The following is a 13,046-nucleotide window of genomic DNA, read 5'->3' on the forward strand; positions in this document are numbered from 1 at the left end:
CCTCCTGGTGGAGGCGGGGAATCACCGGCGGGCGTGAGCGTTGGAATGGGGGTGAGCTCCGTACTGCGCGACACGCCGTTCTCCGTCCTGGACCGGTCGAGGACCAGGGAGGGCGAGGACGGCCCGCGGGCGCTGCGCGACACCGTGGATTTCGCGCGCGAGGCCGAGAAGCTGGGCTTCCACCGCTTCTGGGTCTCCGAACACCACGGGGTGCCGGGCGTCGCCGGCTCCGCCCCCACCGTGCTGGCCGCCGCGGTCGCCGCGGCGACCTCGCGGATCCGGGTCGGCACCGGCGGGGTGATGCTGCCCAACCACCGGCCGCTGGTCGTCGCCGAGCAGTTCGGCGTACTCGAATCGCTCTTCCCGGGCCGGATCGACATGGGCCTGGGCCGCTCGGTCGGATTCACCGGCGGGGTGCGGCGGGCGCTGGGCCACGACAAGGACGCGGCGGACGGGTTCGGCGGGCAGGTCGGCGAACTCCTCGGCTGGTTCACCGGCGACCAGACCGTCCACCCCCAGGTGCACGCGTGGCCGGCTGAGGGGCTGCGGCCCGCTCCCTTCCTGCTGGCCACCGGCAGCGGCGCGGACCTCGCGGCGGAGCTCGGGCTGCCGCTGGTGATCGGCGGCATCCGCGGCGAGGACGCGATGCTGCGGGCGGTGGACCGCTACCGTGCCGCCTTCCGCCCTTCACGCTGGGCGGGCGCACCCCATGTCGTGCTCTCGGGTACGGTCGCGGTCGCGCCCTCGGCCGCGGATGCCCGCAGGCTGCTGATACCGGAGGCCTGGTCGACGGCCTACTCGCGGGTCCACGGCGTCTTCCCGCCGCTCGTGCCCGCGGAGGCGGTCGAGTCGATGCCGATGACCGCCGCGGAGCGGGACCGCTTCGACGCGGCCATGGACGCGGGCCAGGTGCACGGGACGGCGCAGGACGTCGCCGCCGCGCTGGAGTCGCTGCTCCTGCGCAGCGGGGCGGACGAGTTCCTGGTCACGACCAGTACCTATGACCGCTCCCGGCTGCTGGAGTCCTACCGCCTGCTGGCCGGCCTGCTGTCCTGACCCCGCTCCCGGGGGCAGGGATGGGCTGGTCGGAGCAGTCGTTCACCCGGGGGTGGCATGGCGGACCCGGATGGGCCTCGTCACCGCGCCCGCGAAGCAGCGGCATTCATACGGTGAACGTATGAGCAACCGCCGCGCAGCCACCCGTGTCCGCCGCCGCGTCGCCGCCGTGTTCGGTGCGGGATGCTTCCTGGCCGTGCTCGCGGGGCCGGCGCTGGCCTCGGGCGACACGCAGGCCGGCGGGGCGCTGCTGTTCGAGCCCGGCGTGCACGTGCAGCGCGAGGACGGCGCGCCCGAACTGCCGTCCGGCATCTCCGCCCTGTCGTGGACGGTCTCGGACGCCACGACCGGCCAGGTCCTCGCCGCGAAGAACGCGCACCGGCAACTGCCGCCGGCCTCCACGCTCAAGACGCTCTTCGCGGTGACCGTGCTCCCCCGCTTCCCCGCCGACAGGACCCACACGGTCACCGAGGGCGACCTGACCGGCATCGGGGCGGGCAGCAGCATGGTCGGCGTGCAGGCCGGCCAGACGTACACGGTCGCCGACCTGTGGCGCGGCGTCTTCCTCGCGTCCGGCAACGACGCGGTGCACGTCCTGGCGCACATGAACGGCTCGGTTCCGCTGACGGTGGCCCAGATGCAGGCCAAGGCCAAGATGCTGGGCGCGGACGACACGCAGGTCGTCTCGCCCGACGGCTACGACAACCCGGGCCAGGTCTCGTCGGCCTACGACCTGGCGCTGTTCGCCCGCGCGGGCCTGGGCAACCCCGACTTCGCCGCCTACGCCTCGACGGCGAGCGCGCAGTTCCCCGGCGGCTACGACGCGCACGGCGTCTTCGTGAAGTCGTTCGGCATCCAGAACACCAACCGGCTGCTGACCGGAGCGGGCGGCGTCACCCCGTATCCGGGGCTGGTCGGGGTGAAGAACGGCTACACCACCAACGCGGGCAACACACTGGTCGCCGCCGCGGAGCGGCAGGGCAGGACGCTCATCGTCACCGTGATGAACCCGCAGTCGGGCCTGCCGCAGGCGGTGTACAAGGAGGCGGGCAAGCTGCTCGACTGGGGCTTCGCCGCCGCGGGGCACACCGCCTCCGTCGGCACCCTGAACGCCGCGCCGACCGCCTACCACCTCAAGGGCATCACCGCGCAGGCCCCGGCGCCCGCCGCGCAGGCGCCGCACCCGGCGCCCGCGCCCGCCGAGCGTTCGTCCGGCGCCTCCGCGCGTGCCTGGTACGTGGGCGGCGGCCTCGCCGTGCTGGCGGCCGGATCCGTGCTGCTGCTGCGGCGCAAGGCGGGCGGCGGCCGCAACCGGTGACCGCCGGGATGCGCGTCGGCCTGCCGGCCGCGGCGGATCGCGTGCTACAGTGCGATCAGCACATGTCTGCGCCCTCTGCTTAGCGGCGCCGGTGCTGGTTCCCGATTCCCACCGCCCGGCAGCGATCGCGTCCGGCCAGGTGGACCCCTTCCGCAGTCGTGAGCGTGCGGTTCCCCACAGCCCCACGCGCAGCGAAGTGCGCCGGTTCGCCCCCAGCGCCGTGGCCGAATGCCACGGCCCGGGCCACCGGGTGATGTCCGCGGTCCGCGGAGCGTGACGAGTCCGCTCGCGCCGCACACTCCTCTTCCGTCCGCGAAAGGACGACTTCCATGACAGACACTCTCCAGCGGCCGGACGTACGGCCGCCGACATCCGCCCGGGTGGCGGGTGTCCTCGACATCCAGGGCGCCGGCGGCCAAGGCCGCCTGCGCACCTCAGGCTGGCACGCGTCGTCCGGCGACATCCAGGTCTCCGCCGCACAGATCCGCAGGTCGGGACTTCGCAAGGGCGACCTGGTGGAGGGCACGGCCGCACGGCCCGGCGCCCTCGGCGAGGTGCTGCTCGTCAACGGCGCTCCCGCGCAGCGCGGCCGGCCGCACTTCGCCGAACTGACGCCGCTTCACCCCCGGGAGCGGCTGCGCCTGGAAAGCCCGCTGCTCAAGGGCTCCGGCGCGCTGTCCGGGCGGCTGATGGACCTGATCTCACCGGTCGGCAAGGGCCAGCGCGGCCTGATCGTGGCCCCGCCGAAGGCGGGCAAGACCATCCTGCTGCAGAACATCGCGGCGGCGATCGCCGCCAACCACCCGGAGTGCCACCTGATGGTGGTGCTGCTGGACGAACGCCCCGAGGAGGTCACCGACATGCGGCGCAGCGTGCGCGGCGAGGTGCTCTCCTCGACCTTCGACCGGCCGGCGAAGGAGCACATCGCGCTGGCCGAACTGGCGGTGGAGCGGGCCAAGCGCCTGGTGGAAATGGGGCAGGACGTGGTGATCCTGCTGGACTCGCTGACCCGCCTGTGCCGGGCGCACAACACGGCGGGCGCGAGCAGCGGCCGTACGCTCTCCGGCGGTGTGGACGCGGCCGCACTCCTCGCGCCGAAGCGGCTGTTCGGGGCGGCGCGGCTGGCGGAGGAGGGCGGTTCGCTGACCATCCTGGCGACCGCGCTGGTCGACACCGGCTCCCGGGCCGACAACTTCTTCTACGAGGAGTTGAAGGGCACCGGCAACATGGAGCTGCACCTGGACCGTTCGCTGGCCGAGCGGCGGGTCTTCCCCGCGGTGGACGTGACCGCTTCCGGCACCCGGCGCGAGGAACTGCTCTTGTCGGCGGCCGAGTTGCCCGTGGTGCGCGGCCTGCGCCAGGTGCTGCACGGCAGGGACGCGCAGTCCGGCCTCGACGTGCTGCTCGACAAGCTGCGCAGGACACCGGACAACGCGGCCTTCCTGCGCCAGGTGCACGGCACCCTGCCCGCCCACGACTGATCCCGCTCGGCGAAATCCGGTGGCCCGCGCCGGCCGTGCCGCGTGATGATCGGGCCCATGGATGCGGATGCTGTGCTCGGCGGGGACGACGGCGGCAGGGCCTTGGTGGAGGCCTTCCTGCGGGACGGCTTCGTCAGGCTCGAGGGGGCCTTCACGACCGCGACGGCGCGGGACTGCGCGGCGCTGCTGTGGCAGGAGACCGGCTGCGATCCGCAGGACCCGGCGACCTGGACCCGGCCGGTGCACTGGGTGGGCGGGATGGCGCAGCAGCCTTTCGTGGACGCGGCCAACACCCCGGCCCTGCATGCCGCGTTCGACCTCCTGGTCGGCGCGGGGCGCTGGGTGCCGCGCACGTCACTCGGCTCGTTTCCGCTGCGCTTCCCGCACCAGGAGGAGCCTGACGACGCCGGCTGGCACATCGAGGGCAGCTATCTGCCGGAGGGTGCCGACTGGTTCTTCACCAACCTGCGGTCGCGGGACCGGGCGCTGCTGATGCTGTTCCTGTTCACCGATGTGGACGAGGGCAACGCGCCGACCCGCATCCGGGTCGGTTCGCACCTCGACATGCCGCCGCTGCTCGCCCCGTACGGCGAGGCGGGCGTCTCCGGGCTCGCGCTGGCACCAGCGCTGGTGGCCGCCAGTGACCACCGCCAGGTCGCACTGGCCACCGGCCGCGCGGGCGACGTCTTCCTCTGCCATCCCTTCCTGGTCCACGCCGCGCAGCCCAACCACGGCACCGCGCCGCGCTTCCTGGCCCAGCCGCCGCTGCATCCGGCGGTGCCGTTCGAGCTGGAGCGGGCCGACGGTGCGTACTCGCCGGTGGAGCTGGCGATCCGGCGGGGGCTCGGTGCGGACGGCGGCGGCGGACCGATCGGTTAGCGTTCCGGCATGCTGCACGGACGGGAAGGGGAAGCCGCCGCGCTGCGCGCACTGCTGGATGGCGCGCGGGACGGGCGAAGCGGGGTGCTGGTGCTGCGCGGGGAGGCCGGTATCGGCAAGACCGCGCTGCTCGACGACATGGCGGGCGCGGCCAGCGACATGACGGTGGTACGCGGCTCCGGCGTCGAGTTCGAGGCCGAACTACCCTTCGCCGGACTCCAGTTGCTGCTGCGTACGGCCATGGGGCAGCTGGACGCGCTGCCCGAGCCGCAGCGGCGGGCGCTGCGGGCGGCGTTCGGGCTCGCGGCGGAGGGGGCGGGCGAGCCGATGTTCGTCGGGCTCGCGGTGCTGTCGCTGCTGTCGGAGCACGCGGGGGAAGGACCGCTGCTGTGCGTCGTGGACGACGCGCAGTGGCTGGACCGGGCGTCGGCGGACGCGCTGCTCTTCGCGGCCCGGCGGCTGGACGCGGAGGGGATCGCGATGGTCTTCGCCGCACGGGACGGCGAGGGCGCCTTCGCCGCCGCAGGACTGACCGAGCTGCGCCCGGCCCCGCTGGACGAGGCGGCGGCGACGGCGCTGCTCGCCGACCGGACGGGCACGCTCGCCGAGCCGGTACGCCGCCGGGTGCTCGCCGAGGCCCAGGGCAATCCGCTGGCGCTGCTCGAACTGCCGGTCGGGCTGCGCGCCGCCGACCAGGGCGCCGCGGCGGCGGGGACGCTGCCGCTGACCAGCAGGCTGCAACTGGCCTTCCACGGCCGGGTCAGCCATCTGCCGCGGGGCACCCAGACGCTGCTGCTGGTGGCCGCAGCCGACCACACGGGCGAGCTGGGGACGATCCTGCGGGCCGCGGAGGCCCTGGGCGCGGGGGTCGCGGACCTGCCGCCCGCTCAGGACAGCGGGCTGGTCACCGTCGAGGGCACCGACCTGCGCTTCCGCCACCCGCTGGTGCGGGCGGCGATCCACCAGCGGGCCGCGCTGCCGGAACGCCTCGCCGCTCATCGCGCCCTGGCCGGCGCCGCCGATCCGGAGCGCGACCCCGACCACCGGGCGTGGCACCTGGCCGCCGCGGCGACAGGGCCGGACGAGGACGTGGCGACCGCGTTGGAGGAGACCGCGGGCCGGGCCAGGGAGCGCAGCGGCCACACCGCCGCGGCCGCCGCCTACGACAGGGCCGCCCGCCTCAGCACCGACCCGCGGGCCCGGCTGCGCCGCCTGCTGCTGGCCGCCGAGTCCGCCTCGGAGGCCGGCGAGATCCCGCGGGCCCGCTCCTTCGCGGAGCTCGCCGCCCGCTCGGCCGCAGCCGCGGGCGGTGACGCCGCGGGGCAGGCAATGGCGCGGTCGCTGCACGTCCGCGGCCTGGCCGGCTTCTGGGAGGGCGACTTCCCCGGGGCGCACCGGCTGCTCACCGAGGGGGCAGGCCTGGCCGCGGCGGGCGATCCCGCGCGGGCGGCGCGGATGCTGGTGCAGGCCACGCACACCGCCTGGTATCTCGGCGCCGACGAGGTCGCGGACACCGTCGAGCGGCTGGCCGCGCTCGACCTGCCGGCGGACGCCGCGATCCTGCCGGTCGCCCGCTTCCTGACCGGCGCCCTCGGACGTGACGCGGCCGGGCGGGTGCCGCCCGACGTCGGTGAGGCGGGTGCGGCGGCCAGGGCGGCGCACGGCGGCCGGGTCGACCCGCGGGACCTGGTGATGCTCTGCGGGGTGGGCCTGACACTGGGCCAGGACGCGCAGTCGCACGAGCTGACGACGGCACTCGCCGCGGAGAGCCGGGAGAGCGGCGGGGTGGGGCGGCTCACCACGATCATGTTCTTCCGGGCGGAGGCGGAGATCTTCGACGGCCGCTTCGACGACGCGGCGGCGACCGCCGCCGAGGGGCTGCGGATCGCCGCCGACACCGGGCAGCGCCAGTGGGTGAGCCAGCTGAGCAGCGCCCTGGCGCACATCGCGGCGGTGCGCGGCGACGAGGACGGCTGCCGCCGGCTGGTGGACGCGGCGCTGGCGGGCGGCTCGGGTACGGCGATGGCGCCGGGCGCCCCATGGGCGTACTGGTCGCAGGGCCTGCTGGAGCTGGGGCTCGGCCGGGCACGGGCGGCGCTCGACCGGTTCGCGCTGCTCGGCGAGGAGTCGGTGCGCCATCACATCTGCGCGACCCGCAGCGTGCCCGACCTGGTGGAGGCGGCGGTCCGGCTCGGCGTGCCCGGGCGGGCGGACGCATCCTTCGCCCGGTTCGAGGCGTGGGCGGCGCGCACCGGGCAGCAGTGGGCGGCGGCGCTGGTGGCCCGCTGCCGGGCCCTGCGGGCGCCGGACGCGGAGGCGGAGGCCTACTTCCTCGATGCGCTGGCGGCGCACGACCCGCACCGGCGCGCCATGGAGTCGGCCCGCACGGAGCTGCTGTACGGGGAGTGGCTGCGGCGGGCGCGGCGCAAGAACGAGGCCAGGGTGCGGCTGCGCGGCGCCCTCGACGCCTTCGAGAGGCTCGGCGCGCGCCCGTGGGCGGACCGGGCCCGCGGTGAGCTGGGCGCGGCGGGCGGTGCGGTGCCAGAGGCGGGCCGGGAGAGCGGCCCGGTGGACGCGGCTGCGGGGCTCACCCCGCAGGAGTCGCAGATCGTACGGCTCGCCGCGGAAGGGCTGTCCAACAAGGACATCGCGGCCCGGCTGTTCCTGAGCCCGCGGACCGTCGGCTACCACCTCTACAAGGCGTATCCGAAGCTCGGCGTGGTCTCCCGCGGTGAACTGGCCGGGCTGTTCGACTGATCGCGGAAGGCGCCGGCCGTACAGGGACGGCGGCCGGGAAACGGCGGTGCCCGCCCGGTGGTGAAGACCGGGCGGGCACGTCCTGGGGCGTCGGGTGGATCAGATGGTGACGCCGTGCGCGGCGAGGTAGGCGACCGGGTCGATGTCGGAGCCGTAGTCGGGGGTGGTGCGCACCTCGAAGTGCAGGTGCGGGCCCGTGACGTTGCCGGTGGCGCCGGATATGCCGATCTCCTGGCCCGCGGTGACGGTCTGGCCGACCGAGACGACCGGGTTGGTCAGGTGGCCGTACAGGGTGTACTTGCCGTCGGCGTGCCGGATGATCACGTCGTTGCCGTAGGAGCCGTCCGCGCCCGCGTGGATCACGGTGCCCGCGGCGACGGAGTGGACCGGGGTGCCGCTCCAGACCAGGAAGTCGACACCGGTGTGGTAGCCGGACGACCAGTTGGAGCCCTGGGCGTGGTACGGGGTGCCGATGGCCGCGTCGCCGACCGGCTTGGTGTAGCCGCTGGAGCTGACGGCCTTCTTGGCAGCGGCGGGCGCGGCCTTCTTCGCCGGGGCCGGGGCGGCCTTCTTCGCCGGGGCGGGCGCGGCCTTGACCGGGGCGGTGTTCAGCGTGAGGTGCAGGCCGGGGCGGATCAGGCTCGGGTTGGTGCCGATGACCTTCTCGTTGGCCTTGTACAGCGCCTTCCAGCCGCCCTTGACGTGGTGGGCGGTGGCGATCTTCGACAGGGTGTCGCCGGGGGCCACGGTGTACTGGGCCTTGGCCGACACGGCGGCGGACGCCTTGGCCGGCTCCGCGGCGGACGCGTGGCCGACGGTGACCAGCGGCAGCGCGAGGGCGACGCCTCCGGTGCCGGCGGCGATGCACACCCGGGTGAGGCTGTTGAGCGAGCGGGGCTTGCGGTGCTGTCCCTTTGCGGGCATGGGGGAATTCCTCTCCTACGCCTGCGAGGTGAGCTGTCGGGTTCGGGCAGGAGATGCCCGGCCGCGTCCCGCCGTGTCCGCGCTGTGCGGTTGCGCGTACGGCGGCGCGGCTTCACCCCGAGCCGTCCGGTGCTCCCGGACGGCGGCTTGCCTGGGTCCCCCGCTCCTGCCCTGAGTTGCTCGGCTGTTCCCGGTACCGGGCGGCGGCAGGATTCGGCGTCCCGCCCGGCGGATGCCGCGGGCGTCCTGCCCGCGGTACGGCGAAGCTAGACGACCCCCGGAGCGGCGGGCAACCAAACGCGGCATGCCGCACCATTCCGCCCGTACCGGCGGTTACTCCTCGCCATCCCGGTACGGCGGTACGTGTGCGCGGCCGTCACGGCGGGTGGACCATCGAGGGGCGAGGGGTGACAAACGGGGCAGGTCGGGAACAGTGGGTGTCGCGGGGAAGCCGGACCGTGTTCCCGCGGTGACGCCTGTCACTCGACGGCGGGACAGTGAGCCACCTCACTGCGAAATGCCGGAATTGCACCGGATTTTGACCTATGACCTGAATTGCAGCCGACGGCACGTCAGCCGCCGCTTCAGTAACTCCCCGGCGCCCCGCCGATCCGCGCGTCGAGATTCCTGCTGAGCCGGTAGCCGACCGGCCGGAAGCCGACCGCGGGCCAGTGCCCGGCGGCCAGCGGCGAGGCGGAGTGCCAGCGGGCCGACATGTAGCGGTGGCCGTTGTCGTACGCCCACGCAAGCGCGGTCGCCACCAGCACCCGGCTGATGCCCTCGCCCCGTGCGGAAGGCTCCACGTACGCCTCGGCGAGTTCGACACAGGACTCCGGTATCACCGGGTCAGGGACGGCGGGGACGAGCAGCACCATGGCGATCTCCTCACCCCTGCGGGAGGCGATCCAGGCACCGCAGCGCGGGTCGGCGAGCGCGTCGGCGTAGTGCAGCCGCAGCGCGGCGAGCGCGCCCTCCGGCTGGGGCTGGAACATCGCCGACTCGCGCTGCCGCCGCGACGACTCGGCGGCCATCCGGCCCACCTGCGGCAGGTCGCCGGGACCGGCCCGCCTGATGCCGAGGCCGTCGACGCCGCGCGGCTGGCGGCCCCTGGCCTTGACCGCCATCAGGCCGTGCACCAGCTCGCGCCCGAAGCCCAGGTCCGCCCAGGGGGCGGTGGCGACCTCCCCGGCGGGCACCTGCACGTAGTGCACCAGGCGGCGGTCGGCGACCAGCCGCTCCGCGACCTTGGCGTAGAGCGACCGCAGCACCTCGGTCTCCCGCCCGCCCGGCAGCGCGTGGCCGCCGTAGGGGACCAGGGCGGAGCGCGGGTGGGTGCGCAGCGCCGCCGGGTCGTCCGGGGAGAGGGTGACCGGCTGGGCGGCGAGGTAGCCGATCAGATTGCCGTCGCCGTCGAGGGCGCGGCACGCCTCGAGACCCGGGACGGCGTGCAGCTTGCCCACCAGCTCGTCGCCGCGCACGGGTCCGTCGGCCAGCCAGGACCGCTGGGAGGGGGGACGCCGGGCGCGCGAGAACCAGCGGTCGTAGCGCTGCACGGCCAGGGGTATGTGCTCGGCGGTCAGCGGCGCGGTGGCGACAGTCATGGTGTTCGAGGACGCTAGCGGGGCGCGTACCCCCACGGCAAGGCGGTCCGGGGTGCGGGACCGTGCCGCGCCGTCAGCCGGTCCACGCCGGATGCCGCGGGTCGTCGGCACGTACCAGGACATCGGCGCTCTCTTCCGGCAGCGCCTCACGGGCGTACCGCTCGTAGGCGGGCAGCGTCCAGTGCTCGGCCGGCTCCGTACGCCGCCGCAGCGCGCCCTCCGACAGCCGCAGATGGACCGTCAGATCCAGCGGCAGACCCTGGCCGAGCAGCAGCGGTCCGTCCAGCACCAGGACCCCGCCGGGCGGCAGCGCCACGTAGTCCGCCCGGGTGGAGCGGTCGGTGCCGGGGTCGCGCAGCGACGGCAGGGCGCGCCCGCTGCCGGCCGGCCCGAGCGGTTCGAGCACCTCGCGGCGCAGCGCACCGGTGTCCAGCCAGAGCTGGTAGTACGCGTCCACGTCCTCGTGCCCGTACTCCAGGCGCTGCGACGCGGGCCGCCAGAAGCCCTGGGCCCGCACCCGCAGCACCGGGTGGCCGAGCGCGGGCAGTGCGGCGGCCAGCGCGTCGGCGAGGTCGGCGGTGCCGGCCGCGGGCGCGCCGTCCACCGCGACACGCCACCAGGGGCCCGCGGGCGGCGGGGCCGAGGCGATCCGGTCGGCGAGGGCTTCCGCGAGCCGGGGCCAGGTGATCGGGGTGAGCTGCACACGGCCATCCTGCCGGAGCGGGTCGCCTGCGCGGCGGGCGGCCGGGGCCGCCCCGCCGGGCGGGACGGGGGCGGCGCGCGGACCGCGCCCCGGGCCCACCCCGTCGGGCGGGACCGGCGGCGGCGCGCGGACCGGTCCGGGCCCGCGGGACCCCGCTCGCCTGGGGCGATCCTCGGCGAATCACCCGTTTGCCACCGAGCGGGAATCGCGACTTTTTGTGACCCTTGAAGAACTCATGGTGACCGTCCCCATCACCCAGGAGAAAGCCCATGATCCTGTCCATCTCCGGCGTCGTACTGCTCGGCGTCATCGTCTTCCTGTTCTTCCGCAAGGACGGGCTGAAGGTGTCCCACGGCATCGTCAGCGCCCTCTTCGGCTTCTACCTGGCGAGTACCGCCATCGCTCCGAGCATCACGGCGGGCGGCGCGAGCCTGGCCGGCCTGCTGGGCGGGATCAGGATCTGACGGGCCGTCCCGGCAGACGGCACGAGGTATGTCACCCGCAGACCCGGGAGCGGCCGCCCCGCTCCCGGGTCGCTTTCGATCCGTCCCCCACCGCACCGCCGCGCCTCCCCCGCGGTCCCCGCACCCGAACCACCCCATGGAGCAACCGTGGCCAGGCGTCCTCTTCCCAGCATCCTGAGCAGCCGACCGGCGCTCGTCCGCGGTCGCGACATGGCGCGCAGCGCCGCCGACGGCGCCTCCGACGTGCTGCACCCGGTGATCACCATCGCCCGCGGCATGCGCCGCCAGGCGTCCTGGACCGGCGGCTGGTGGAACCGCACCCCCAAGGACCGGCGCGGGCCCGCACTGCTGCTGGCCGCCGCCGGGGTGGTGGTGCTGGTGATGATGCCGTACGGCCCGCTGCTGGCCATCGCCGCGGTCGTGGCGTCCGCGGCGTGGATGGGCCGGGACAGCGCGGCCGCCGCTCCGGCCGGCCCCGGCGAGGCGGAGGCCGGGCGGCTCCAGTCGCTGTACGAGGCGCTGGTGCCCTACCTTTCCGACCCCGCCGACCCCGCGCCGCTCTACACCTACGACGGCAGCTGGGCGAAGGCCTTCACCTCCTTCGACTTCGCGGACGGCCGGCTGGTGCGGCTGCACCTGCGCTACCCCGCGTACTTCACCGACGGGGAGGTCGAATCGCGGACCCGGGTCGAGCAGCTGCTGCACGCCAAGGCCGGGCGGGGCAGGGAGTACCGCTTCGACTGGAACGAGGAGGACAACCAGCTCACCCTCACCGCACTGCCGCCACTGCCCACCGACATCGTCGCCCAGCGGTTCGTCACCGCGCCCGGCGAGACCGTGCTCGGCTTCACCGACGCGGACGCGATGCCGCGGACCGTACCGGTCGCCGGCGGCGGCGAGGAGACCAGGGACGCGCCACCGGTGGTGTGGCGCACCGGCGCGCGCTCCACCGAGCCGCACCTGCTGGCGCTCGGCCAGCCCGGGACCGGCACGACGAGCCTGCTGCGGTCCATCGCGCTGCAGTCGCTGGTGCACGGCGACGTCGTCATCGTGGACGGCAGCGGCACCGGCGAGTACGCGTGCCTGACCGGGCGCCCCGGGGTGCTCGCCGTCGAGGACGGGCTGCTCGGCGCCGCCGCCACCCTGGAATGGGCCGCGCACGAGACCGAGCGCCGGCTCATCGCGGTCAACCGCGCCCGGCAGGAGGGGCGGCCGGTGGACGAGGACGCCCGCAGGCCGCTGTGGATCCTGGTCGACCGGCCGACCGCGCTGAGCCAGCTGGCGCTGGCGGAAGGGCGGCCCGATCCGCAACTGCTGCTGGACGTGCCGTTGCGGCACGGGCGTACGGCCAGTGTCGCCGTCGCCGTCGCCGACCAGCTCGACGCGACGGAGGCGCTGGCCCCGGTGGTGATCGCGCACACCCGGGCGCGGGTGGTGCTGGGCCGGCTCGCGCCGGAGCACGTCGAGGCGGTGCTGGGCGCCGCCCAGCGCACCACGCCGGCCGCCGACGTCCCCCCGGGCCGCGGATACGCGCGGCTCGGCACCGGGCCGGTCCTGCGCCTCCAGGTCCCGGCGACCCCCGACCCGTACGACGACGAGACGACCCCGCCCCAGCGCGAGGCCGTCCTCGCCCTCCTCCCGGGCGCCGCCCCGACCCCCGACCCGGAACCGGCGTCCCTCCGCAAGGAAGCCGTCATCCGCACCGTCGCCGACCTGACCTGACCCAGGGACGCGACGAACGGCACGAACAACCCACCACCGGCCCGGTGGTCCGGCACGGCCCAAACCCCCCACCCGGCGGGCAAAAACCCGCACCCCCCAAGAGGGCACCCCCAAAGGGGCGCGAGGAACGGCGCGAGCAAC

10 protein-coding genes and 1 riboswitch are annotated in these 13,046 nt (G+C 75.1%); of the genes, 7 read left to right on the forward strand and 3 right to left on the reverse strand.

Annotated elements, in window-relative coordinates; all coding sequences use genetic code 11:
* Positions 1-45: 45 nt before the first annotated feature.
* From ACGFMP_RS10525 to ACGFMP_RS10545, 5 genes are all read left to right on the forward strand, one after another.
* A complete protein-coding gene (locus ACGFMP_RS10525) occupies positions 46-1,056 on the forward strand; it encodes an MsnO8 family LLM class oxidoreductase (protein ID WP_393672136.1) in 1,011 nt (336 codons plus the stop codon).
* Positions 1,057-1,177: 121 nt separating this feature from the next.
* A complete protein-coding gene (locus tag ACGFMP_RS10530; protein ID WP_393671665.1) occupies positions 1,178-2,374 on the forward strand; it encodes a D-alanyl-D-alanine carboxypeptidase family protein in 1,197 nt (398 codons plus the stop codon).
* Positions 2,375-2,703: 329 nt separating this feature from the next.
* Complete coding sequence (gene rho / locus ACGFMP_RS10535; protein WP_393671666.1) at positions 2,704-3,855, forward strand: transcription termination factor Rho; 1,152 nt, start codon at positions 2,704-2,706, stop codon at positions 3,853-3,855.
* A 57-nt stretch (positions 3,856-3,912) separates the two neighbouring features.
* Positions 3,913-4,734 (forward strand): phytanoyl-CoA dioxygenase family protein, encoded by an 822-nt coding sequence (locus ACGFMP_RS10540; RefSeq protein ID WP_393671667.1) that lies wholly within the window; start codon positions 3,913-3,915, stop codon positions 4,732-4,734.
* A 9-nt stretch (positions 4,735-4,743) separates the two neighbouring features.
* On the forward strand, positions 4,744-7,491 hold the full coding sequence (locus ACGFMP_RS10545) for an AAA family ATPase (protein WP_393671669.1): 2,748 nt from the start codon (positions 4,744-4,746) through the stop codon (positions 7,489-7,491).
* A gap of 99 nt (positions 7,492-7,590) precedes the next feature.
* On the opposite strand, the gene ACGFMP_RS10550 is transcribed toward ACGFMP_RS10545, so the two are convergent.
* The 3 genes from ACGFMP_RS10550 to ACGFMP_RS10560 all read right to left on the reverse strand — a co-directional run bounded on the left by ACGFMP_RS10550 (position 7,591) and on the right by ACGFMP_RS10560 (position 10,719).
* Positions 7,591-8,415, reverse strand: a complete 825-nt coding sequence (locus ACGFMP_RS10550; protein ID WP_393671670.1) for a peptidoglycan DD-metalloendopeptidase family protein — start codon at positions 8,413-8,415, stop codon at positions 7,591-7,593.
* Positions 8,416-8,420: 5 nt separating this feature from the next.
* Positions 8,421-8,611: riboswitch (cyclic di-AMP (ydaO/yuaA leader) on the reverse strand.
* A 388-nt stretch (positions 8,612-8,999) separates the two neighbouring features.
* The gene (locus tag ACGFMP_RS10555; RefSeq protein WP_393671671.1) at positions 9,000-10,016 is read right to left on the reverse strand and encodes a GNAT family N-acetyltransferase; all 1,017 of its coding nucleotides are present in this window, start codon (positions 10,014-10,016) and stop codon (positions 9,000-9,002) included.
* Between the two features lie 73 nt (positions 10,017-10,089).
* Positions 10,090-10,719 (reverse strand): uridine kinase, encoded by a 630-nt coding sequence (locus ACGFMP_RS10560; protein WP_393671672.1) that lies wholly within the window; start codon positions 10,717-10,719, stop codon positions 10,090-10,092.
* 269 nt (positions 10,720-10,988) lie between these two features.
* Between ACGFMP_RS10560 and ACGFMP_RS10565 the strand changes: the two genes are divergently transcribed.
* Positions 10,989-11,183: a hypothetical protein gene (locus ACGFMP_RS10565; protein WP_073502384.1), complete on the forward strand. Its 195-nt coding sequence runs from the start codon at positions 10,989-10,991 to the stop codon at positions 11,181-11,183.
* A gap of 147 nt (positions 11,184-11,330) precedes the next feature.
* Positions 11,331-12,905, forward strand: coding sequence for a hypothetical protein (locus tag ACGFMP_RS10570; protein ID WP_393671673.1), 1,575 nt, complete (start codon positions 11,331-11,333; stop codon positions 12,903-12,905).
* Positions 12,906-13,046 lie beyond the last annotated feature (141 nt).

It is taken from the genome of Streptomyces sp. NPDC049040 (assembly GCF_043197715.1).
In the GTDB taxonomy this organism is placed as follows: Bacteria; Actinomycetota; Actinomycetes; order Streptomycetales; family Streptomycetaceae; genus Actinacidiphila.